Origin of the sequence: Hasllibacter sp. MH4015 (assembly GCF_020177575.1) — a bacterium.
GTDB lineage: Bacteria > Pseudomonadota > Alphaproteobacteria > Rhodobacterales > Rhodobacteraceae > Gymnodinialimonas.
The window spans coordinates 62,430-83,750 of record NZ_JAHTBK010000001.1; the positions used below are offsets into that span (position 1 = coordinate 62,430).

21 protein-coding genes are annotated in these 21,321 nt (G+C 65.3%); 13 read left to right on the plus strand and 8 right to left on the minus strand.

Going from position 1 to position 21,321, the window contains the following annotated elements; translation table 11 throughout:
• Positions 1–3 precede the first annotated feature (3 nt).
• On the plus strand, positions 4–1,209 hold the full coding sequence (pcaF, locus tag KUW62_RS00410; RefSeq protein ID WP_224813541.1) for a 3-oxoadipyl-CoA thiolase: 1,206 nt from the start codon (positions 4–6) through the stop codon (positions 1,207–1,209).
• Between the two features lie 88 nt (positions 1,210–1,297).
• Here pcaF and KUW62_RS00415 read toward each other — a convergent pair whose 3' ends face one another.
• From KUW62_RS00415 to paaI, 8 genes are all read right to left on the minus strand, one after another.
• The gene (locus tag KUW62_RS00415; RefSeq protein WP_224813542.1) at positions 1,298–2,359 is read right to left on the minus strand and encodes a 2Fe-2S iron-sulfur cluster-binding protein; all 1,062 of its coding nucleotides are present in this window, start codon (positions 2,357–2,359) and stop codon (positions 1,298–1,300) included.
• 6 nt (positions 2,360–2,365) lie between these two features.
• Complete coding sequence (gene paaD / locus KUW62_RS00420; RefSeq protein WP_224813543.1) at positions 2,366–2,827, minus strand: 1,2-phenylacetyl-CoA epoxidase subunit PaaD; 462 nt, start codon at positions 2,825–2,827, stop codon at positions 2,366–2,368.
• Complete coding sequence (paaC, locus tag KUW62_RS00425) at positions 2,821–3,576, minus strand: 1,2-phenylacetyl-CoA epoxidase subunit PaaC (RefSeq protein WP_224813544.1); 756 nt, start codon at positions 3,574–3,576, stop codon at positions 2,821–2,823. Before paaC ends, paaD begins: the two co-directional genes overlap by 7 nt.
• On the minus strand, positions 3,576–3,866 hold the full coding sequence (gene paaB / locus KUW62_RS00430; RefSeq protein ID WP_224813545.1) for a 1,2-phenylacetyl-CoA epoxidase subunit PaaB: 291 nt from the start codon (positions 3,864–3,866) through the stop codon (positions 3,576–3,578). The genes paaC and paaB overlap by 1 nt, the downstream gene beginning before the upstream one ends.
• A 4-nt stretch (positions 3,867–3,870) precedes the next feature.
• Positions 3,871–4,338, minus strand: a complete 468-nt coding sequence (locus KUW62_RS00435; RefSeq protein ID WP_224813546.1) for a DUF3291 domain-containing protein — start codon at positions 4,336–4,338, stop codon at positions 3,871–3,873.
• Positions 4,335–5,312, minus strand: coding sequence for a 1,2-phenylacetyl-CoA epoxidase subunit PaaA (gene paaA, locus KUW62_RS00440; RefSeq protein WP_224813547.1), 978 nt, complete (start codon positions 5,310–5,312; stop codon positions 4,335–4,337). Before paaA ends, KUW62_RS00435 begins: the two co-directional genes overlap by 4 nt.
• Before the next feature lie 201 nt (positions 5,313–5,513).
• Positions 5,514–6,818: a phenylacetate--CoA ligase PaaK gene (paaK, locus tag KUW62_RS00445; RefSeq protein ID WP_224813548.1), complete on the minus strand. Its 1,305-nt coding sequence runs from the start codon at positions 6,816–6,818 to the stop codon at positions 5,514–5,516.
• Entirely contained in the window at positions 6,815–7,246 is a 432-nt protein-coding gene (paaI, locus tag KUW62_RS00450) for a hydroxyphenylacetyl-CoA thioesterase PaaI (RefSeq protein ID WP_224813549.1), read from the minus strand. Before paaI ends, paaK begins: the two co-directional genes overlap by 4 nt.
• Positions 7,247–7,328: 82 nt before the next feature.
• Here paaI and paaZ point away from each other — a divergent pair, with 82 nt between their 5' ends.
• The 12 genes from paaZ to KUW62_RS00510 all read left to right on the plus strand — a co-directional run bounded on the left by paaZ (position 7,329) and on the right by KUW62_RS00510 (position 21,223).
• Complete coding sequence (gene paaZ / locus KUW62_RS00455) at positions 7,329–9,329, plus strand: phenylacetic acid degradation bifunctional protein PaaZ (RefSeq protein WP_224813550.1); 2,001 nt, start codon at positions 7,329–7,331, stop codon at positions 9,327–9,329.
• Positions 9,326–10,126, plus strand: coding sequence for a hypothetical protein (locus KUW62_RS00460; protein ID WP_224813551.1), 801 nt, complete (start codon positions 9,326–9,328; stop codon positions 10,124–10,126). The genes paaZ and KUW62_RS00460 overlap by 4 nt, the downstream gene beginning before the upstream one ends.
• Positions 10,127–10,425: 299 nt before the next feature.
• Positions 10,426–11,469: a TRAP transporter substrate-binding protein gene (locus KUW62_RS00465; protein WP_370632819.1), complete on the plus strand. Its 1,044-nt coding sequence runs from the start codon at positions 10,426–10,428 to the stop codon at positions 11,467–11,469.
• 73 nt (positions 11,470–11,542) lie between these two features.
• Complete coding sequence (locus KUW62_RS00470) at positions 11,543–12,127, plus strand: TRAP transporter small permease (protein ID WP_224813552.1); 585 nt, start codon at positions 11,543–11,545, stop codon at positions 12,125–12,127.
• Entirely contained in the window at positions 12,124–13,725 is a 1,602-nt protein-coding gene (locus tag KUW62_RS00475) for a TRAP transporter large permease (RefSeq protein WP_224813553.1), read from the plus strand. The genes KUW62_RS00470 and KUW62_RS00475 overlap by 4 nt, the downstream gene beginning before the upstream one ends.
• A 222-nt stretch (positions 13,726–13,947) precedes the next feature.
• Positions 13,948–14,712: an SDR family NAD(P)-dependent oxidoreductase gene (locus tag KUW62_RS00480; RefSeq protein ID WP_224813554.1), complete on the plus strand. Its 765-nt coding sequence runs from the start codon at positions 13,948–13,950 to the stop codon at positions 14,710–14,712.
• Positions 14,709–15,464 (plus strand): crotonase/enoyl-CoA hydratase family protein, encoded by a 756-nt coding sequence (locus KUW62_RS00485; RefSeq protein ID WP_224813555.1) that lies wholly within the window; start codon positions 14,709–14,711, stop codon positions 15,462–15,464. Before KUW62_RS00480 ends, KUW62_RS00485 begins: the two co-directional genes overlap by 4 nt.
• On the plus strand, positions 15,461–15,994 hold the full coding sequence (locus KUW62_RS00490) for a MarR family winged helix-turn-helix transcriptional regulator (protein WP_224813556.1): 534 nt from the start codon (positions 15,461–15,463) through the stop codon (positions 15,992–15,994). The genes KUW62_RS00485 and KUW62_RS00490 overlap by 4 nt, the downstream gene beginning before the upstream one ends.
• A complete protein-coding gene (locus KUW62_RS00495) occupies positions 15,991–17,751 on the plus strand; it encodes a feruloyl-CoA synthase (RefSeq protein ID WP_224813557.1) in 1,761 nt (586 codons plus the stop codon). The genes KUW62_RS00490 and KUW62_RS00495 overlap by 4 nt, the downstream gene beginning before the upstream one ends.
• Entirely contained in the window at positions 17,751–18,932 is a 1,182-nt protein-coding gene (locus KUW62_RS00500; protein WP_224813558.1) for a thiolase family protein, read from the plus strand. Before KUW62_RS00495 ends, KUW62_RS00500 begins: the two co-directional genes overlap by 1 nt.
• Positions 18,933–18,947: 15 nt before the next feature.
• Positions 18,948–20,462: a benzoate-CoA ligase family protein gene (locus tag KUW62_RS00505; RefSeq protein WP_224813559.1), complete on the plus strand. Its 1,515-nt coding sequence runs from the start codon at positions 18,948–18,950 to the stop codon at positions 20,460–20,462.
• Positions 20,462–21,223: an alpha/beta fold hydrolase gene (locus KUW62_RS00510; protein ID WP_224813560.1), complete on the plus strand. Its 762-nt coding sequence runs from the start codon at positions 20,462–20,464 to the stop codon at positions 21,221–21,223. The genes KUW62_RS00505 and KUW62_RS00510 overlap by 1 nt, the downstream gene beginning before the upstream one ends.
• The last annotated feature ends 98 nt before the right edge of the window (positions 21,224–21,321 follow it).

Here is a 21,321-nt window from a genome sequence, read left to right on the forward strand (position 1 = left end):
CAGATGGCCGACGCTTATATCTGCGATTACATCCGCACCCCCATCGGGCGCTTCGGCGGCGCGCTGGCCGCTGTCCGCGCCGACGATCTGGGGGCCGTACCTTTGCGCGCGCTGATGGCGCGCAACGGCGGCGTCGATTGGGCCGCAGTCGACGACGTCTATTTCGGCTGCGCCAATCAGGCGGGTGAGGATAACCGCAACGTGGCGCGCATGTCCGCGCTGCTGGCGGGCCTGCCCGAGGATGTGCCGGGCGCCACGATCAACCGGCTCTGCGGATCGGGCATGGACGCGATCATCGCCGCCGCGCGCGCCATCCGCGCCGGTGAGGCGGAGTTGATGATCGCGGGCGGGGTCGAATCCATGTCCCGCGCGCCCTTCGTCATGCCTAAGGCCGACAGCGCCTATTCCCGCCGGGCGGAGATCTTCGACACGACGATCGGCTGGCGGTTCGTGAACCCGCTGATGAAGGCGCAATACGGCATCGATTCCATGCCCGAGACCGCGGAAAACGTGGCGGAGGATTACGGTATCAGCCGGGCCGACCAGGACGCCTTCGCGGCCCGATCCCAAGCGCGGGCCGGCGCGGCGATGGAGGCGGGAGTATTCGCCGAAGAGATCGCGCCGGTCACGATCCCGCGTCGCAAGGGCGATCCGCTCGTGGTGGACACGGACGAACATCCGCGCCCGGAGACGGACATTGCCGCCCTCTCCAGATTGCGCGCGCCATTTCGCGAAGGGGGCTCCGTCACGGCGGGCAACGCGTCGGGCGTGAACGATGGCGCGGCGGCCTTGATCATCGCGTCGGAAGCGGCAGCGGCGAAACATGGCCTGACCCCCATCGCACGGGTTCTGGGTGGAGCCACCGCGGGCGTCGCGCCCCGCGTGATGGGCATCGGCCCCGCGCCTGCATCGCAGAAGCTGATGGCGCGCCTTGGCCTGTCCGTGGGCGATTTCGACGTGATCGAGCTGAACGAGGCCTTCGCCGCCCAGGGCCTTGCCGTGATGCGCGCGCTTGGCGTGCCCGATGATGCAGGCCACGTGAACCCGAATGGCGGCGCGATTGCCCTTGGCCACCCCCTTGGCATGTCCGGCGCGCGGATCACCGGCACCGCGTGCCTCCATCTCAAACGCACCGGCGGAAAGCGTGCGCTTGCCACGATGTGTATCGGGGTCGGGCAGGGCATCGCAATGGCGATCGAGGCTGTCTGAGCCGCGCGATCGGGGCACCCGGCCGCGCCTTCTTTGCTTCATAAATACATCCGCCGGAGGCATCCGGTGCCAGCGGTCTGCGCCGCGCTCAGTGGTCCTGGTATTCGACGGTAATCCTGTCGCCCAAAGGCAGCGCCTGGCAGCTCAACACCATGCCACGCGCCACCTCGTAATCCTCAAGCGCGTGATTGGTGATCATCTGCGCCTCCCCCTCCACCACCTTGCACATGCAGGTCGAACAGACGCCCGCCTTGCACGCATAGGGCGCGTCGAGACCCGCGCGCAGGGCGGCGTTCAGAAGCGTTTCGCCCGCGGCCACATCCACGTCCTGTGCCGTGCCGTCCACGATGATCGTGGCCGTCGTGCTGGTTTGATCTTCTGCCGCAACCTCGCGCTGCGGCACCTGGCCGGGCTGGCGTGCGGCGAACAGCTCGTACTTGATCGCGTCTTTCGCCATCCCGTGCTCGGTAAGTTTCGCGGCGATCACCTCCATCGCCGTTTCCGGCCCGCAGATGAAGGCCGCGTCCGCCGTACCGACATCCACCCAGATCTCGAACATCCGGTCCAGTTTGGCGGCGTCGATCCGACCAGTGAAAAGGTCGATGCCCGTCGGGTCGTTCTTGAGGATATGCACGATGTTGAGCCGACCCATATGGGCGTTTTTCAGGTCCTCCAGCTCCTCCCGGAACATGACCTCCCGCGCGGTGCGGTTGGCGTAGATCAGCGTGAAGCGGCTGTGCGGCTCCACCGCCAGGACCGAGCGCAGGATCGACAGGATCGGCGTGATGCCGGACCCTATCGCAAAGCCCAGATAGTGCCGCTTCGCACCCGGCTCCAGCGCGGTATGGAAGGTGCCCATAGGGCTGAGCGCCTCGATCTCGTCGCCCACGTTCAGATGCGCGTTGGCCCAGGTCGAAAACGCCCCGCCCCTGACCTTCTTGATCCCGACCTCCAGCGTGCCATCCGTCACGCCCGCGCTGATGGAATAGGCGCGGCGCAGCTCCACCCCGTCTATTTCCCGCCGGAAGGTCAGGTATTGGCCCTGGGTGAACGGCAGGGTGGAGCCGTCCTTGGGCCGCAGGCGAAGGGCCACCGCATCCGGTGTGGTGCGGTTGATGTCGGTGACGATCAGCGGGATGAAGGTGGCCATGGGAGCTCAGATGCACTTGAAATAGTCGAAGGGTTCCAGGCAGTCCCGGCAGCGCCACTGCGCCTTGCAGGGGGTGGAGCCGAACTGGCTGATCCGTTCCAGATCCGCCGATTGGCAGCGCGGGCAGCGATCCGGCCCGCCCGCGGGATTGGGCGGCGCGATCCCGTATTCCTCAAGCCTGGCGCGGCCCTTGTCGGACAGCCAATCGGTCGTCCAGGGCGGCGCGATCTGGCGTTTCAAGGTGACATGGTCGAGGCCCCGTTCGCGCAGGGCGGTTTCCACCGACAATTCAATGACGGCAGTGGCCGGGCAACCGGAATAGGTCGGTGTCAGGGTCACTTCCAGACTGTCCCCGGCCCAGGCCACATCCCGCACGATGCCCAGATCGACGATGGAGATCACCGGGATCTCCGGGTCCGGCACGGCATCCAGCCAGCGCCACACATCGTCGGTGCCGGGCTTCACCATGTCGCGCCGGGATAGGCCCGTTGCAACCATTGCATCTGCGCCAGGAGGTGGCCGAGGTGTTCCGAATGCCGCGATCCGTCGCGCCCGCCCCTATGGGCGAACCGGCTGTCGGGCACGGTCAGCGTGGCCGCCGACATCGTGGCCGTAAGCGCCGTGTCATAGGGCGCACGCAACTGGGCCGGGTCAGGCGCGACGCCCTCGGCGGCCAGCGCGGCATCCACCGCATCGCCCACGAAAAGCTCCCCCACGAAGGGATAGAGCAGGTCCAGCGCCGCCTGCATCCTTCCACGGCTTTCTTCCGTGCCATCACCCAGACCCACCACCAATTCCGCGGAGCGTTCGGTGTGATAGGTCACTTCCTTCTCCGCCTTGGCGGCGATGGCTGCGATCCGGTCGTCGCGACTGTCCGCCAAGGCACCAAGCATCAGAAGATGCCATTGATCGAACAGGTATTGCCGCAAGATCGTCTGCCCGAAATCCCCGTTGGGTTGCTGCACCAGCAGGCAGCAGCGGAAATCCCACGCATCGCGCAACATCGCCAGATCGTCGGCGGAGCGGCCCTTGCCCTCCACCTCACCGGCCAGGCCGAGCCACATCTGTGTCTGCCCGATCAGGTCCAGCGCCGTATTCGCCAGCGCGATGTCTTCCTCCAGCACCGGCCCCTTACCGCACCATTCTGACAGGCGATGGCCGAGGACTAGGGTGTTGTCCCCCATGCGCAGAAGGAATTCCGGAAACTCCGCCTGCATCACATCGGCCCCACATCCTTGGGGATGTCGAAAAAGGTCGGGTGGCGGTAGGTCTTGTCCTCCGCCGGGTCGTACATCGGTCCCTTCTTCGACGGGCTGGAGGCGGCGATCTGCGCCGAGGGGACGGCCCAGATGCTCACGCCCTCCTTGCGGCGGGTATAGACGTCACGCGCGTGCTTGATCGCCATCTCCGCATCCGGCGCATGGAGGGAGCCGACATGCCGATGCGAGGCACCGTGCTGGCCACGAATGAAGATTTCCCACAGGGGCCATTCTCGTTGGTCTGCCATCGGGTTAGCTCACTATCTGCAGCGCTGCTTGCGTGTCACGCCACCGCGTGGCGTCGGGCAGGTGATCCCAGCCGAACGCATGGTCGCTGTTGCCGTGGGTGTTGAGGTGGTCGAGCCGCGCGAAGGCGTCGCCGAGGCTTGGCTGGGTGTCCGGCGCCACCCACCACATCGCGAAATGCATGCGGTCGAGAATATCGAACCACTCCGCGCGCTTTTGGTAGAATTGACGGTGAAGAGTGTCCCACACGAAGCGTTCGAACTGCGCAACAGACCACCAGACTGAGACGGTCGCGATCATCCGCGCGTTGCCTTGGATCGGACCGCTGGTTTCCGCCACGTTGCGCCAAATAAACCCGTCCGAGCGCTCGGCAATTCCGTTTACCCGCGCGATGTTGTCGGCGAATGGAGCCACGCGTGGATCGTCCAGATCGTGCTTGAGACGCGCGATATTGATCTCGGCGAGGTGCATCATTCTGCGGCCACCTTGGCGGCTCGCTTCTTCGCCGCGTGTGCCATCAGCCCGTCGCGCACCCAGGCGCCGTCATCCCACGCCTTTTGCCGCGTCGCGATCCGGTCGACCGAACAGGGGCCATTGCCCTTGAGCACGTCGAAGAATTCTTCCCAATCGGGCTCCGCGAAATCGTAGCCGCCCTTTTCCTCGTTCCACGCCAGCGTGTCGTCGGGCACGGTCAGCCCCAGATACTCCGCCTGAGGCACCGTCTGATCCACAAATTTCTGCCGCAGCTCGTCATTGGAATTCATCTTGATCTTCCACGCCATGCTCTGCGCGGAATGCTTGGACTCCGCGTCGCTCGGCCCGAACATCATCAGCGCCGGAAACCAGAACCGGTTGAGCGCATCTTGCGCCATGCGCTTCTGCGCGTCGGTACCGGTGCACATCTTCATCATGATGTCGAAGCCCTGCCGCTGGTGGAAGCTCTCCTCCTTGCAGATGCGGATCATCGCGCGCGCGTAAGGCCCGAAAGATGTCCGCTGCAGCGGCACCTGGTTCATGATCGCGGCCCCGTCCACAAGCCAGCCCACCGCGCCCATATCGGCCCAGGTGAGCGTGGGATAGGCGAAGATCGAGGAATATTTCATCCGGCCGTCGAGAAGCATTTCCGTCATCTCGTCCCGGGACACGCCAAGCGTTTCCGTCGCGCAATAGAGGTAGAGCCCGTGGCCCGCCTCGTCCTGCACCTTGGCCAGCAGGATCGCCTTGCGCTCCAGCGTCGGCGCGCGGGTGATCCAGTTGCCCTCGGGCAGCTGGCCGACGATTTCGGAATGGGCGTGCTGGCCGATCTGCCGGATCAGCGTCTTGCGATAGCCCTCCGGCATCCAATCCTTGGGCTCGATCTTGTCGCCCGCGTCAATGCGGGCCTGGAACGCGGCCAGCTTCGCGGGGTCGTCCTGCGTCGCCTCGGATTTCACCATCTGTGCATACATGATGCGCCTCCTGTCTCCGCCTGATTTCTAGCAGAATCGCCCGCCAAGGTCCAATGAAATGTTACACCCGACGGCCTTGTGTGAAAAACTTGTAACGCAATCGGCTCCGTCTTCCATGTGCCCGAAATATCCCGGTGGGGGTCCGGGGGAGGCAGGGCCTCCCCCGGTCGGTCGGCCCGGCGCAAGCCGGGGCGAAATCCCTTACCCGCGATTGTCCACGACGCGCCGTGCCTTGCCCTGACTGCGCTCGACCGACCCGGGCGCGGCGACCAGCACCTCCGCCGAGACGCCGACAATTTCCTTGATCCGATGCCCCAACGTCGCCGCCTGCACGGCCTGCGCCTCCCCGTCCCCATGGTCCGGCAGGCTTTCCACATGGACCTTCATCGCGTCCATCCGCCCGTCCTTCACCAATTCGATCTGGTAATAGGGGGCCAGTCCCTCGACGCCCAGGACCTGCTCCTCGATCTGGGACGGGAACACATTCACGCCGCGCAGGATAATCATGTCGTCCGAGCGCCCGGTGATCTTCTCCATCCGCCGCATCGACCGCGCCGTGCCGGGCAGAAGGCGGGTCAGGTCGCGGGTGCGGTAACGGATGATCGGCAGGCCTTCCTTGGTGAGCGTGGTGAAGACCAACTCGCCCATTTCGCCATCGGGCAGGACCGCGCCGGTCTGCGGGTCGATGATCTCGGGGTAGAAATGGTCTTCCCAGATATGCAGGCCGTCCTTGGTCTCCACGCATTCATTGGCGACGCCCGGCCCCATGACCTCGCTGAGCCCGTAGATGTCGACCGCGTGCATGTCGAATGCCTCCTCCACCTCGGCGCGCATCTTGTTGGTCCAGGGCTCGGCCCCGAAGATGCCGACCTCCAGGCTCGACGCGCGCGGGTCGATGCCCTGGCGGTGATATTCCTCAAGGATGTTGAGCATGTAGGACGGCGTGACCATGATCGTGGTCGGGTGAAAATCTTCTATAAGAGTGACCTGCCGCGCCGTCATCCCGCCGGAGACGGGGACAACCGTGCATCCCAACGCCTCGGCCCCATAATGGGCGCCAAGGCCGCCGGTGAACAGGCCGTAGCCATAGGCGATATGCACCATGTCGCCGGGGGCCGTTCCGCTCGCGCGCATGGAGCGGGCCACCATATTGCCCCACATCTCGATATCGCCCTTGGTGTAGCCCACGACGGTTGGTTTGCCGGTGGTGCCGGAGGAGGCATGGATACGGGTGATCCGGTCCCGCGGGACAGCGAACAGGCCGAAGGGGTAATTGTCACGCAGGTCTGATTTCACCGTGAAGGGGAACTTGGCGAGGTCCGATAACTCCCGCAAATCATCGGGATGCACACCCGCCGCATCGAATTTTGCGCGGTAGAACGGCACGTTGTCATAGGCGTGTCTGAGGGACCATTTCATCCGCTCAAGCTGGAGGCTCGCGATTTCGTCGCGAGAGGCGATCTCGATGGGCTCGAGCGTGTCGCGGGATGGGGTGAGGTCTTTCATCTGTGTTCCTCGAAAAGGTGCCCGCCGATGGCGCGGGAGGCGCCGCGGAATTCGGCGACGATCACGCCGTCCTGGTTGGTGACGGTGACATCGGTAATGCCGGAACGGCCGGATTGCGTGATCTCGCGCGCGTCGGCTGTCAGCGTATCGCCAAGGCGGACGGGTGCAAGAAAGCTGATGCTGTTGTGTTGGGCGACGGTGGCCACGTTGCGGGAATTGCACGCGAAGGCGAAGGCGCTGTCGGCCAGCATGAAGGTGACGCCGCCATGGCCGATGCCGTGGCCGTTGCAATGGTCCTCGCGGATCGACAGGGTGAGCGTCGCACGGCCTTCGTCGATCTCCACGATTTCCATGCCGACCCACGCCGACGCACGGTCGCCGGCCCACATCGCATCGGCGCTGCGCTGCGCACGCTCCTTTGGCGTCATCCCCGAGCCCTCCCAAACTCCCTATTGCGCGACCCTGCCGCATCGCGCAAAGTGTTACAAGATTTTTCGGGAGGGGGAAATCATGCAACGCATTGGCAGCTTCGCGAAGGGTGTCTGGATCGCGGCCGGACCGGGCGCGCGGCCCATCGCCGATGCGTCCACGGGCGAGGTGATCGCCGAAGCGGGCAATGACACGCTGGATGTGGCGGGCATGGTCGGCTACGCGCGGGAGGTCGGCGGACCTGCGTTGCGCGCGATGGATTTCCACGACCGCGCGCGCATGCTCAAGGCGCTGGCGTTGCATCTGAACGCGAACAAGCAGGCCTTGTATGATCTGTCCTTCACGACAGGTGCCACGCAGGCGGACCATGGCTTCGACATCGACGGCGGGATCGGGACGCTGTTTGTCTTTGCCTCCAAGGGACGCCGCGAGATGCCGGAAGGTCACGTGCTGCTCGATGGCGGGTTCGAGCCTCTAGGCAAGACCGGGGCCTTTGGCGGGCAGCATATCTACACGCCCCGATTGGGCGTGGCATTCCACATCAACGCGTTCAATTTCCCGGTCTGGGGGATGCTGGAGAAGATCGCGCCCGCGTTTCTGGCGGGCGTGCCGAGCATCGTGAAACCTGCCACCGCGACGGCCCATGTGACGGAGCTGTGCGTGCGGATGATGCTGGAGGCGGGCGTTCTGCCCGACGGAGCGTTGCAATTGGTGACGGGCGGTGTGGGTGACGCGCTCGACCACCTCGGGCCGCAGGATGCAGTGACATTCACCGGCTCGGCGAAAACGGCGGGCATCGTCGCCGATGCCCTGCCGCGCGGTGTGCCGTTCACGGCGGAGCAGGATTCGTTGAACGCGAGCATTCTGGGGCCGGATGTCACGGTGGAGAGCCCGGAATTCGAGATCGCGGTGAAGGAAATCGCCTGCGAGATGACGACCAAGGCGGGTCAGAAATGTACGGCGATCCGGCGGGTTATGGTGCCCGGGCCGCTCCTCCAGCCTCTCGTCGATCGTCTGTCCTCGCGACTGTCGAAGGTTGTGGTAGGTGATCCGCGCGATGCCGGGACGACGATGGGACCGTTGGTGTCCATGTCGCAGCAGCGCGATGTCCGCGAGAAGACGGCGCAAATCAACCGCGAGGCGGAACTGGTGTTCGAGGGCGAGATCGGTGGCGATACCGAAAACGGTGCGTATCTGTGCCCGATGCTGTTCCATTGCGCCGATCCCGATGCGGCGCGGATCGTGCATGAGACGGAAGCCTTCGGCCCCGTCTCCACTCTAATGCCGTACCGCGATCTGGATCATGCCATGGCGCTGACGAACCGGGGGGAGGGATCGCTGGTGGCCTCCCTCATCACCCATTCCGGCGACGTGGCGCGGGAGGTGGTGCAGGGCATCGGCGCCTGGCACGGGCGGGTTTACGTGAACAACCGAGACTCGGCGAGTGAGGCGACGGGCCACGGCGCACCGATGCCGCACCTGACCCATGGCGGGCCTGGGCGCGCGGGCGGCGGGGAGGAGCTGGGCGGTATCCGCGCCGTGAAACATTACATGCAACGCGTGGCGGTGCAGGGCTCGCCGGACATCCTGACGGCTGTGACGGGGCGTTTCGTGCCGGGGGCGACCAAGACGCCATCGGAAGCCCATCCGTTCCGGATGCGGTTCGGCGACCTTGCGCACGGCCAGACCCTCACCACCGAAGCCCGCGAAATAACCCTCGACGATATTGAGCACTTCGCCCATTTCACCGGCGACACATTCTATGCCCACATGGATGAGGATGCGGCCAAGAGAAACCCGTTCTTCCCGGGTCGCGTCGCCCATGGCTACCTGATCCTCAGCTTTGCCGCCGGTCTGTTCGTGGAACCCGCGGAAGGTCCGGTCCTTGCCAATACCGGCCTCGACAATTTGCGGTTCCTCAAACCCGTCAGCCCCGGCGATACGATAATTGTTGAGTTGACCGTCATGGACCGCAAGTCGCGTAACGATGTGTACGGTGAGGTCCGCTGGCATGCCCATGTGCGCAATCAAGACGGCGACGCGGTGGCAGAATACGAGCTTCTGACCATGGTGGCCAAATGAACGTGACGCCCTTGCATGCCCGCGATTCCGATCCGGTGCGCGCGCTGGCCGATGCCTTGTCCCGCGACGGCACGCTCAAGCTGTGGTCGGTGTTGGTCACATGCCTGGGGGATATCAGCCAGGACGGCGCGCGGGATGTCTCGGGCCTCGCCCTGTCGCGGCTGGTGGAGCGGATCGGATTGCAGCCGCAGGCGATGCGTGTGGCGTTGCACCGGCTCAAACGCGACGGCTGGACGCTGAGCCGCCGGGACGGGCGGGTCGGGTATCATCGCCTGTCCGAGAGCGCGCTGGCCCAGACCCGCGCGGTGGCGGACCGCATCTACGGGCGGGCCAACACGGGCGCACCTTGGTTGCTCGTGGGCCTTCCGCCCGATGCGCCCGACGCCCTGACGCTCTTGCCGCGCGAAATGTCCGCCGTCCCGATCTCCCGCAATTTCGCGTTGGTCAGCGGGGATTTGGCGGATGTGCCGGGCGAGTGGCTGCGCGCCGATCCGGCCTCCGGCGCGCTGCCGGACTGGGTGCGCGACATCGTGCAAGACGCTGCCTGCGACCGAGAATTCGCCGAGCTGGATGCCGCTTTGCGGGCAATCGGGCCGTTGCCCGACGGGGCTGAGGATCGGTTCGCCCTTCGGGTTCTCGTCCTCCATGGCTGGCGGCGCCTGATCCTGCGGTCCAACCCGGCGGCGGAGGCGGCTTTGGGAGACATGCGCGCGGAAATCTCCTGTCGCGCCACGTTCCTTGACCTGATGGATGCGCTGGGGCCGCCCGATATATCGGCGGTCGAGGCGCGCCCGTGACGGCGACCCCGGTGCACGCACGCATGCACCAAGCGGTGCGATTGCCATATCGCGCGGCCCGGCTTGGTGTAGGTTTCAGTGAACGGTCTGATTCTTCGGGGCCGAATTTTGGGTAAGACAGGCGCGATATCGTGGAAAAACGGGCCACGATCCGTGGCCGGGCAAAATATGGTGACATATCATAATAGTTGTGGTTCGTTACTAACCAGATCCGGGGGTCAGCGATGGCCCGCGCAATATTCGGAACCCGAGGCGGGACGAACCCGCCCACCGATACAACCAATGGGAGGAAGATTGATATGATGAAGAAAACCCTGCTGACCGCGCTTGGCGGAGTGGCCGTGGGCGCGCTTGTCGCCAGCGGTGCGCTGGCCCAGGAAGTCACGCTGCGCCTGCACCAGTTCCTGCCGGCCCAGGCCAACGTGCCCGCGCTGGTCCTCGACGTCTGGGCCGACCAGGTGGAGGAAGCCTCCGGCGGTCGGATCGAGATCGAACGCTATCCCTCCATGCAGCTGGGCGGTGCCCCGCCCGAACTGATGGATCAGGCAATCGACGGCGTGGCCGATATCGTCTGGACGGTTGTGGGCTATACCCCGGGCCGCTTCCCGTCGACGGAAGTGTTCGAGCTGCCTTTCATGGTCGCCGATGCGCGCGCCGCGTCCTGCGCCTATTGGACGATGTACGAAGAAAGCATGCAGGAAGAATTCTCCGATGTGCATCTTCTGGGCACCTGGGTCCACGGCCCCGGCATGTTCCACACGGTCGATCCGGTCGAGGTTCCCGCGGACCTGGAAGGCATGCAGATCCGCGGCGGCTCCCGCCTCGTGAACCAGCTGCTTGAGCTGACCGGGGCCACGCCCGTCGGCATGCCGGTTCCGGCTGTGACGGAAGCCCTGTCGCGCGGCGTTCTGGATGGCACGACGATCCCGTGGGAAGTCACCGCCGCCCTGCGCGTGCCGGAACTGGTGGAAAACCACACCGGGTTCGAGGGCAACGGCCTCTACACCCTGACCTTCGTTCTGGCGATGAACAACGATGCCTACGCCGCGATGCCCGAGGATCTTCAGCAGATCCTGGACGAGAATTCGGGCCTCGACTTCTCCATCTTCGCGGGTGGCACACAGGCCGATGCCGATGGCCCGGCGCGTGAGCTGGCCGTGGATGCGGGCAACAACATCATCATGGTCGACGCCGCATCGGTCGAAGCCGATTGGCTGCCAGTGGTGGAGCCGATCTATGACAGCTGGATCGCCGATGTGGGCGAAAGCGGTCTGGACGGACAGGCCCTGATCGACCGCGCGCGTGAGCTGATGGAAGGCGATTGCGCCAATGCGGGCCAGTAAGGCCAACTGACGAACAGGGCTGCGGCGGAAACCTCGCCGCAGCCCGATCCTCCGGTGCACCTTGGGAGGGGTGATGTACCGCACACTTCTGTTCCTGTCGCGCCTGTTGGCCATTCTGGGTGGCCTCATGCTGTCGGTGCTTGTGCTGCTGACCGTGTTCAATGTGGTCATGCGCGCCGCGGATCGCGTCTTCTTCTGGATGATCGACACCGGGACCATGGCCGGTCTCGGCCAATGGATGATCGACGCGGGCGTCGGCCCGATGCTCGGAACATTCGAACTGATCGAGGCCGGGATCGCCTTCGTCATCTTCTCCTTCATTCCGATCTGCCAGATCACCGGTGGCCACGCCTCCGTCGATATCTTCACGTCGCAGATGTCGGACGGCGCCAACCGCGTGTTGCGCGCGGTGACGGAGCTGATCTTCGCCGCCGTCCTGATCCTGATCGCGACGCAGCTTTACGGCGGGCTGCTTACGAAATTCAATTCCGGCCAGACCACGTTGGAGCTTCAGATGCCGGTCTGGTATTCCTACGCGATCAGCCTTGTGGGCGCGGTCCTTGCCGCCATCGTGGCGGCCTATATCTCCGTCGTGCGCATTGTTGAGCTGGTCACGCGCCGCGCCATCCTTCCGCCTGACCTGGGGGCGGAGCATTGACCGACCAGCTGATCGGGATTCTGTCCTTCCCGGCCCTTCTGCTGATGATCTTCCTTCGGGTGCCTATCGGCCTGTCGATGTTCGTCACCGGCCTTGTCGGGCTGATCCTTGTCACCGGCGACACGCAGATCCCGTTCGGTCGCCTGAAGTCCGAGACATTCACGACCTTCTCCAGCTACTCGCTGTCCATCATCCCGATGTTCCTGCTGATGGGCCATTTCGCGACCCTCGGCGGCATGTCCCAGGCGCTGTTCAAGGCGGCAGAGGGGTGGTTGGGCCACCGCAAGGGCGGGGTGGCGATGGCGGCGGTGGGGGCCTGCGCGGGGTTTGGCGCGATCTGCGGATCATCGCTGGCAACGGCGGCCACGATGGGCCGCGTCGCCCTGCCGGAACTGCGCCGCTACGGATACGAGGGCGGGTTTTCCACCGCCACCTTGGCGGCGGGCGGCACGCTCGGCATCCTGATCCCGCCCTCCGTGGTGCTGGTGATCTACGCCATCCTGACCGAACAGAATATCGCCAAGCTGTTCCTTGCGGCCTTCATCCCCGGCATCATCGCGGCGCTCGGCTATGTACTTGCGATCTCCATCTACGTGCGCCTGAACCCGAAAAGCGCAGGCGTCGGCCCGCGCATGCCCTACGGCGAACGCTTCGTGGCGATGGCGAAGATCTGGCCGGTTCTCGTGGTCTTCGGCCTTGTGGTCGGCGGGATCTACGCGGGCTGGTTCACGCCGACCGAAGGCGCGGCCGTCGGCGCGCTCGGCACCGGGTTGATCGCATGGTTCAATGGTGGGCTGACGCGAGAGACCTTCACCGAAAGCTTTATCGTCACCGCGCGCGCCACGGCGATGATCTTCTTCATCATCCTCGGCGCGGCCTTCTACAATGGGTTCCTCGCGCTGACGCAGGTGCCCCAGGGCATCGCCGAATGGGTCACGACCTCCGGCTTTTCGCCGTACACGATCCTGATCCTGATCCTCGTCTTCTACCTGATCCTCGGCTGTTTCATGGACAGCCTGTCGATGATCCTGCTGACGATCCCGATTTTCTGGCCGGTGATGGAAGGGCTCGATTTCGGGTTCGTCACCATGATCGACCTGCACACCGCCCGCGCGGTGGAGGCCATGGCTATGGTCCCGGAGGTAACGTCCGCCATGGCCCAGGGTCTGATCGACACGTTCCGCGAAGGCGGCAGCCTCGACCAGGCGCAATTGGCCACGATGGCGCTGATCGAGGGCCATTTCGAGATGGAGGACGACATGTTCCGGTCGATCCTCACCGCCCTCGCCAACGGGGAGGAATTGGTCCGAGACCAGACGCGTGCGCTGGAATTGCGCCGCGTGAACCAGGGCGCGCTCAACCGCATCAATTCCGAACAAATCGCCATCTGGTTCGGGATATTGGTTCTGATCGTCGTGGAGGTGGGGCTGATCACGCCGCCCGTGGGGATGAACCTGTTCGTCATCAACGCGATGGAGAAGACCACCAAGATGACGGAGACCTATCGCGCCGTCCTCTATTTCGTGGCGTCCGACCTGTTGCGCGTGGTGCTTCTGGTGGCGTTCCCGGTCATCACGCTGGCTTTTATCACGTGGTGACGTCGTAAGATAGTTATGTAGTATAACGATACAGAATCGACGGCTTGGGAGGGCCGCCGCGCTCAAGTAGCCGGGAGGCGGTCGCGCGAACGACCAGCGCTCAAGTGGCTGAAGGCGGTAGCGCAGCAAAACCAGCGCTCAAGTAGCCGAAGGCGGTAGCGCAGCAAAACCAGCGCTCAAGTAGCCGAAGGCGGTAGCGCACCAAAAAGGGGGGGAGGTCCGATGCAACTCGACGGACAGGTGGCCATCGTCACCGGGGGGGCCAGCGGTCTTGGGGAAGCCACCGCGCGCTACCTCGCGGCACGCGGGGCCGACGTGGCGATCCTCGATTTCAACGGCGACCGCGCGCGCGACATCGCGTCGGAGATCGGCGGCTATTCCCAGCAATGCGATGTCAGCGACGCCGAACATGCCGCGACCGCGGTGACCAGTGTGATGGCCCGGTTCGGGCAGGCGGCGCGCATCTGCGTGAATTGCGCGGGGCTGGGATACGCCGCGCGGATCGTCGGGCGGGAGGGGAAGACCTCCCTCGATACCTTCCGCAAGGTGATCGACGTGAACCTGATCGGCACCTACAACGTGATGACCTACGCGGTGCAGGCGATGATGGACCTTCCGCCGCTGGACACGGGCGAACGAGGCGTCGTCATCAACACGGCCTCCGCCGCCTATCAGGACGGACAGGTCGGCCAATCGGCCTACGCCGCCAGCAAGGGGGCCATCGCGTCCATGTGCCTGCCGCTGGCGCGGGAATTGGCCAAGCCCGGTATCCGGGTCAATGCCATCGCGCCGGGCCTGTTCAACACGCCGATGATGGAAAGCCTGCCGGAAGAGACGACGAAGGCCATCGTCGCCAATGTGCCGTTCCCCGCGCGTTTGGGCGACCCGGCAGAGTTTGGGCAGATGGTCGCGGCGATCATCGAGAACCCCTATCTAAACGGAGAGGTCATTCGCCTTGACGGTGCCACGAGGTTGCCGCCCAGATGAGTGACCTTCTGATCGACATCGACGGGCCCATCGCCACGCTGACGCTGAACCGTCCGGACCGGCGCAACGCGATGAATGACGCGCAGATCGCGCGGCTGGCCGCGTTCTTCGATGCCCCGCCCGAAGGCGTGCGCGTGGCGATCCTGACGGGGGCGGGGGATCATTTCTGTGCGGGCCTTGATCTGGCGGAACAAGTGGACCGTGCCACCGATGCGGCCATGGCCCATTCCCGGATGTGGCACGCGAAGCTCGACCGGGTGCAGTTCGGCGGCCTGCCCGTTGTGGCGGCGATGCGCGGTGCGGTGATCGGCGGCGGGCTGGAAGTGGCCAGCGCCTGCCATGTGCGCATCGCGGCACCCGACGTGATCTTCCAACTGCCCGAAGGCAAGCGTGGCTTTTTCGTGGGTGGCGGCGCGACGGTGCGCGTGGGTCGGATCATCGGCCCGGACCGCCTGACGGAGATGATGCTGACCGGGCGCAGCTATTCCGGCACCGAGGGCGCGGCGCTGGGTCTGGCCCATTATGTCACGGATGATCCCATGGCCCGCGCCCTGGAGCTTGCCGGCCAGATCGCCACCAATGCGCGTCTGTCCAATTACTTCGCAATCCAAGGCGTCGCGCGGATCAACGCCATGGCGCCAGAGGAAGGGTTCTTTACCGAGGCTCTGTGTACCGCGCTCGCCCAGACGTCCCCGGATGCGGAGGAGGGGTTTCGCGCCTTCCTCGAAAAACGCGCGCCGAATTTTCAATGACGCGGGCGGTCGCAGATAAGGCGGCGCCCCCGCGCGATGCCGATGCCGCCAGTGACCGGCCCGTCTATGACGCCGATCTGCGCCGCCTCATCGGGTACAATATCCAGCGGGCGTCGAGCGCCATTATGGGGGCGGTGAACGCCGTGCTGACGCCCTTCGAATTGCGCCGCGCCTCCTATTCCGTCTTGTCGGTGATCGTGGGCCAGCCCGGTCTGCGGCAGGCCGACCTGTCCGAAGTGCTCGCCATCGAGCGGCCCAACCTCGTTCAGATCGTGGACATGCTGGAAAAGGCGGGTTGGATCACGCGCCGCCGCGCCGACATGGATCGCCGCGCTTACGAGCTTCATCCGACGCCCGCCGGGGCGGATCATTACGCGCGCGCCCGCGCGGCGCTGGAGGCGTTCGACACTCGCATGACCTGCGCTTTGTCCGACGAGGCCCTCGCCGCCCTCACAAAAGGTTTGAACGCAGTGGAACGTGCCGGCCCGGGCGCACGGGCCGCGACGGAGGATGCGGAGGGATTGCCGTGAACCATCAACCCCATGACGTAATCCGCGAAGACCGCCCCGATGGCTCCGTCCACCTGTCCGCCCGCGCCGTGCTGGGGCCGGTGGTGAAGCGGACGACCGATTGGCTGGACCATTGGGCGGAGACAACGCCCGACGCGGTTTTCATCGCCGAACGCGCCGGGGACGGGTGGCGGGAGGTCAGCTATGCCACCGCCCGGGACCAGGCGCGCGCCATGGCCGTGGGGCTTCTGGATATGGGCCTTGGCCCGATCCGCCCGCTGCTGATCGTCACCGGCAATTCCGTCAACCACGCCTTGCTGGCGCTTGCCGCGCAATATGCAGGCGTCCCCTTCGCGCCGGTGGCCGAGCAATATGCCGCCATCCCCGCCGCCCGCGCGCAGCTGGACCACATCGCCCGCCTGATCCGCCCTGCCGCGGTTTTTGCGGAGGATGGTGCGGCATTGTCGGAGGTGTTCGACCGGGAGGCCCTGCGCGATGCCCGTCCGCTCATGGCCCACGGGCCGGGGCGCACGCTGGACGATCTGGCGGGCGTGGCGGGGGCGCTGGATGTGAGCGTTACGCCGGACAGCGTCGCCAAGATCCTGATGACATCGGGCAGCACCTCAGCGCCCAAGGGTGTGCTGACGACCCATCGGATGATGTGCACCAACCAGGCGCAGATCGCGGCCTGCCTGCCGTTCCTGACCCGACGTCCCCCGGTCCTGGTCGATTGGCTGCCTTGGAACCACGTCTTCGGCGGATCGCACAATTTCAACCTGGTGCTCGCCAATGGCGGCGCGCTCTATATCGACGGGGGCAAGCCGATCCCCGCGCTCATCGGCAAGACGATCGAGAACAATCGCATCAAGCAGGGCACGATCTCCTTCAACGTTCCGGTGGGCTTCGCCGCCCTGCGTGACGCGATGCGCGGCGACCGGGAATTCGCCCGCGCCTTCTTCGAAGACCTCGACATGCTGTTCTATGCCGGCGCCTCCCTACCGCAGGATGTCTGGGCGGATCTGGAGGCGATGGCCCGCGACGTGAGGGGCGACATGCCACTCTTCACCTCGTCTTGGGGCCTGACGGAAACCGCACCCGCCGCGCTTTTGCAACATGAACCGACCGACCGCTCCGGCGTTGTTGGCGTGCCGCTTCCGGGCGTGGACGTGAAGCTGATCCCGACCGACGACCGCTACGAGGTCCGCGTCAAAGGCCCCTCCATCTTCACCGGCTACCTCAACGATCCCGCCCGGACGGAAGAGGCGTTCGATGATGAGGGTTATTTCAGGACCGGCGATGCCATGGCCTTCGTCGACCCTGCCAACCCCAATCAGGGCCTCCGTTTCGATGGCCGGATATCGGAAGACTTCAAGCTGATGACCGGCACGTGGGTCCGCGCCGCCGCCCTGCGGCTGGACGTGCTGAGCGCGCTGAAGGGCCTGGCGCAGGATGTCATCGTCACCGGCGACGGACGCGCGGAAATCGGCATCCTGATCGTACCTGCCCCGGCGCTGCGCGACAGTGCCCGCGATGATGGGGAGGCGCTCTTGCCCGCCGATCCCATGCCGATCGTGCAAGCCCTTTCCGCCTTCACCGGCGGCTCGTCCACCCGCATCACCCGCGCCCTTGTCCTGTCCGAGCCGCCCTCGATGGCGGATGGAGAGATCACGGCCAAGGGCAACCTGAATTTCGCCAAGATCAAGGCCCGCCGCGCGGATGTCATCGACCGCCTCTACGACGATGCCGATCCCGCCTCCCTCCCGATAGGAGCGTCCTGATGCCCTTCATCCCCTATGGCGCCTATTGGTCCACGCCATTCGCCCGCTGGCAGGGCAGCCTTGCGCATCTGAACTCCGTCGAATTCGCGGCCCATGTGGGCAAGGCGCAGCTGGCCCGGATGGACATCCCCGCCGACAGCTTCGATTTCGCCGCCTTCGGGCAGACCGTGATCCAGAGAGGGAGCTTTTTCGGCGGGCCGTGGTTTACGGCGATGCTGGGGGCCGAAGGTCTCGCCGCGCCCATGGTCAGCCAGGCCTGTGCCACCGGGGCTCGGCTTCTGTCCACTGCGGTGGGGGAGATTGCGCAAGGCGCACAGCAAGCATTGATCGTGTCGGGGGATCGCACTTCCAATGGCCCCCATGTCTATTTCCCCGCGCCCCACGCCCCCGGTGGCACGGGCGAAAAGGAAGACGTTGTGATGGACAATTTCGGCCACGATCCCTGGGCTTGCAATGCCATGATCCAGACGGGGGAGAACGTGGCCGCCCGCGAAGGGATCACGACCGCGGAACAGCACGATGTCGTCGCCTGCCGCCGCGCCCAATACGACGACGCGCTGGCCGATGATTGCGCGTTCCAGCGCCGTTACATGCCGGTGATCGACGTGCCCGATGCGCGCTATCGCAAGACCATCGCGACGCTGTCCACGGATGAGGGGGTGGAGCCGCTGAACGCGGACAAGCTTGCCACGCTCAAGCCGGTGATGCGCGACGGCACGATCACCTTCGCGGGGCAAACGCATCCCGCCGATGGCAATGCGGGCATGGTCGTCGTGGCCGACGCCGACCGCGCGCGCGAGATCGGCGAAGGCCCCGCCGTGGAAATCATCGCCATCGCCCAGGCGCGCGAGGAGAAGGGTTTCATGCCCGCCGCGCCGATCAAGGCCAGCATCGCCGCGCTCGACCGGGCGCGCCTGCTGATCAATCAGGTCGATGCGATCAAGTCCCACAACCCGTTCGCCGTAAACGACATCGCCTTCGCGCGCGCCTTCGGGATCGACTGGAAGAATATGAACAATTTCGGCTCCTCTCTGATCTGGGGCCATCCGCAGGGGCCGACGGGCCTGCGGGCGATGATCGAACTTATAGAAGAACTCGTGCAACGCGGCGGCGGCACCGGCCTGTTCCAGGGCTGCGCTGCCGGGGATTCGGCCATGGCCGTGATCCTGCGCGTGCGCTGAGACAGGGAGAAGCCGATGCAAGGAAACGCCGCCCTCCATTTCGTCGACCGTCACCTCAGCGAAGGCCGCGCCGACAAGACCGCCTTTATCGAGGCCGACGGCAAGCAGCGCAGCCTGACCTACGGCGAATTGCACGACCATGCGGCGCGGTTCGCGGGCGCGCTTTATCGGCACGGCGTCCGGCGCGAAGAACGCATCGCCATGATCGTCCGCGATCAGATCGAGTGGCCGGTGATCTTCTGGGGGTCGATCAAGGCGGGCGCGATCCCGGTGCCGCTCAACACGCTGTTGTCGGCGGATGTCTACGACTCGATCCTCACCGACAGTCGCGCCTCCATCCTCGTCGTGTCCGAGGAGATGTGGGAAATCGTCGAGCCCGCCACCCGCGACAATCGCCACCTGCGCGCGATCCTCGTGATCGGCGATGCACCGGACATGACGGAAAGCTACCGCGACTTCATATCGGGGGCAGAGCCGGTAGAGACGGTTGAGGCCGGCGAAGATGAATTGGCCTTCTGGCTCTACTCCTCCGGCTCCACGGGTCAGCCCAAGGGCGTGCGCCACGTCCATGGCGCGCTGAAGGCCACCTGCGATACGTTTGGCGATCAGGTTCTGGGCATACGGGAAGATGATGTTGTCTATTCCGTCGCCAAGATGTTCTTCGCCTATGGTCTGGGCAATGCCGTGTCCTTTCCGATGTCGGCGGGGGCCACGACGGTGCTTTTTGCCGGGCGACCCACGCCGGATGCCGTCTATGACATCATGGCGCGGCACCGGCCCACGATCCTGTGCGCCGTGCCCACGCTGTTCGCCGCCATGGTGCAGGCCGCCGATGGCCCGCCGGATCACAAACTGCGCCTGTGTACCTCGGCGGGGGAGGCGTTGCCGAAGGATGTGGGCGACGGCTGGCAGCGCCTTACGGGGACGGAGATCGTGGACGGTGTCGGCTCCACCGAGATGCTGCACATCTTCCTGTCCAACCGCCCCGGCGATTGCGTCTACGGCACATCGGGGACCGCCGTGCCGGGCTACGATCTGCGGCTGGTCGATGAGCATGACGAAGACGTGGCAGAGGGGGAGGTCGGCGAATTGCTGGTGCGCGGCCCGTCCTCGGCCGACGGGTACTGGAACAAGCGCGCCAAGTCTCAAGCCACGTTCGAGGGGATGTGGACCCGGACTGGCGACAAGTATGAGCATCGCGACGGGCGCTACATCTATTGCGGGCGCACCGACGACATGTTCAAGGTCTCCGGCATCTGGGTCAGCCCGTTCGAGGTTGAAAGCGCGCTCATCGCCCATCCCGCCGTTCTGGAAGCCGCCGTCGTGGCGCGCGCCGACGATAAGGGCCTCGACAAGCCCGCGGCCCATGTCGTGCTGAAAGACGGGGCAGAGCGACCGGAGGAACAGGCGCTCAAGGATTTCGTCAAAGACCGGATCGGCATGTGGAAATATCCCCGCTGGATCACCTTCGCCGATGATCTGCCCAAGACGGCGACCGGCAAGATCCAGCGCTTCAAGCTGCGCGGCTGATGTGGGGCGACGGCTTCGTCACCGCACACGGCCGGCGGCTCGAATATCGCTGCTGGGGTCCGGACCCGTCCGGCGGGGCAGCGATCGTTCTGCTGCATGAGGGTCTGGGGTCCGTCGCGCTCTGGCGTGGGTTTCCGCAAGCGCTGGTCGAGACGACGGGCCTGCCGGTGCTGGCCTATTCGCGCGCGGGTTACGGGTTTTCGGATGCCGATGATCTGCCGCGCCCGCTCGACTGGATGACGCACGAAGCGGTGGAGGTTCTGCCGCAGGTCCTGTCGGCCTTCGCCCTCGACCGCCCGATCCTTGTCGGCCATTCCGACGGCGCCACCATCGCCGCGATCCATGCCGGGCTTGTGGGCGGCCTGCGCGGCGTCACCCTGATGGCGCCGCATTTCTTCACCGAAGAGATGGGCCTGGCTGAAATCGCCCGCGCCGCACGCCGCTTCGACACGTCCGACCTGCCCGAGCGCATGGCGCGCTACCACACGGACCCGCGCGCAACCTTCCGTGGATGGGCAGATGCGTGGCTGTCGCCGGGCTTCCGTGACTGGAACGTGGCGGAGGTTCTGGACGACACCACCTGTCCGATCCTCGCCATCCAGGGGGTACAGGACGAATACGGGACGAAAGCCCAGATCGACGTGATCTCCACCCGTGCCCGCGACGTCCGCGTCCATATGCTAGACCCATGCGGGCACAGCCCGCACCTGGAACGCCAAGATGCCGTCCTGTCCGCGATCTCCGATTGGCTATTTGCATAATATCGCATCATCTAGAGAAAAATCTGCACCTTTAGCGCAGGAAAGCGCACTATAACGCTTGCCTCGGGCGCAAGCTGCGCTATCCTGCATCCGCGCAA

Coding starts and splice junctions, on each gene's coding strand:
- paaI (WP_224813549.1), bottom strand. CDS start 7,246: ATGACGCCAAAGGAGCGTGCGCAGCGCAGCGCCGATGCGATGTGGGCC.
- pcaF (WP_224813541.1), top strand. CDS start 4: ATGGCCGACGCTTATATCTGCGATTACATCCGCACCCCCATCGGGCGC.
- KUW62_RS00480 (WP_224813554.1), top strand. CDS start 13,948: ATGCAACTCGACGGACAGGTGGCCATCGTCACCGGGGGGGCCAGCGGT.
- paaD (WP_224813543.1), bottom strand. CDS start 2,827: ATGGTGAAGCCCGGCACCGACGATGTGTGGCGCTGGCTGGATGCCGTG.
- KUW62_RS00415 (WP_224813542.1), bottom strand. CDS start 2,359: ATGGCCACCTTCATCCCGCTGATCGTCACCGACATCAACCGCACCACA.
- paaB (WP_224813545.1), bottom strand. CDS start 3,866: ATGGCAGACCAACGAGAATGGCCCCTGTGGGAAATCTTCATTCGTGGC.
- paaZ (WP_224813550.1), top strand. CDS start 7,329: ATGCAACGCATTGGCAGCTTCGCGAAGGGTGTCTGGATCGCGGCCGGA.
- KUW62_RS00465 (WP_370632819.1), top strand. CDS start 10,426: ATGATGAAGAAAACCCTGCTGACCGCGCTTGGCGGAGTGGCCGTGGGC.
- KUW62_RS00460 (WP_224813551.1), top strand. CDS start 9,326: ATGAACGTGACGCCCTTGCATGCCCGCGATTCCGATCCGGTGCGCGCG.
- KUW62_RS00470 (WP_224813552.1), top strand. CDS start 11,543: ATGTACCGCACACTTCTGTTCCTGTCGCGCCTGTTGGCCATTCTGGGT.
- KUW62_RS00500 (WP_224813558.1), top strand. CDS start 17,751: ATGCCCTTCATCCCCTATGGCGCCTATTGGTCCACGCCATTCGCCCGC.
- KUW62_RS00435 (WP_224813546.1), bottom strand. CDS start 4,338: ATGATGCACCTCGCCGAGATCAATATCGCGCGTCTCAAGCACGATCTG.
- KUW62_RS00505 (WP_224813559.1), top strand. CDS start 18,948: ATGCAAGGAAACGCCGCCCTCCATTTCGTCGACCGTCACCTCAGCGAA.
- KUW62_RS00510 (WP_224813560.1), top strand. CDS start 20,462: ATGTGGGGCGACGGCTTCGTCACCGCACACGGCCGGCGGCTCGAATAT.
- paaC (WP_224813544.1), bottom strand. CDS start 3,576: ATGCAGGCGGAGTTTCCGGAATTCCTTCTGCGCATGGGGGACAACACC.
- KUW62_RS00490 (WP_224813556.1), top strand. CDS start 15,461: ATGACGCGGGCGGTCGCAGATAAGGCGGCGCCCCCGCGCGATGCCGAT.
- paaK (WP_224813548.1), bottom strand. CDS start 6,818: ATGAAAGACCTCACCCCATCCCGCGACACGCTCGAGCCCATCGAGATC.
- KUW62_RS00485 (WP_224813555.1), top strand. CDS start 14,709: ATGAGTGACCTTCTGATCGACATCGACGGGCCCATCGCCACGCTGACG.
- paaA (WP_224813547.1), bottom strand. CDS start 5,312: ATGTATGCACAGATGGTGAAATCCGAGGCGACGCAGGACGACCCCGCG.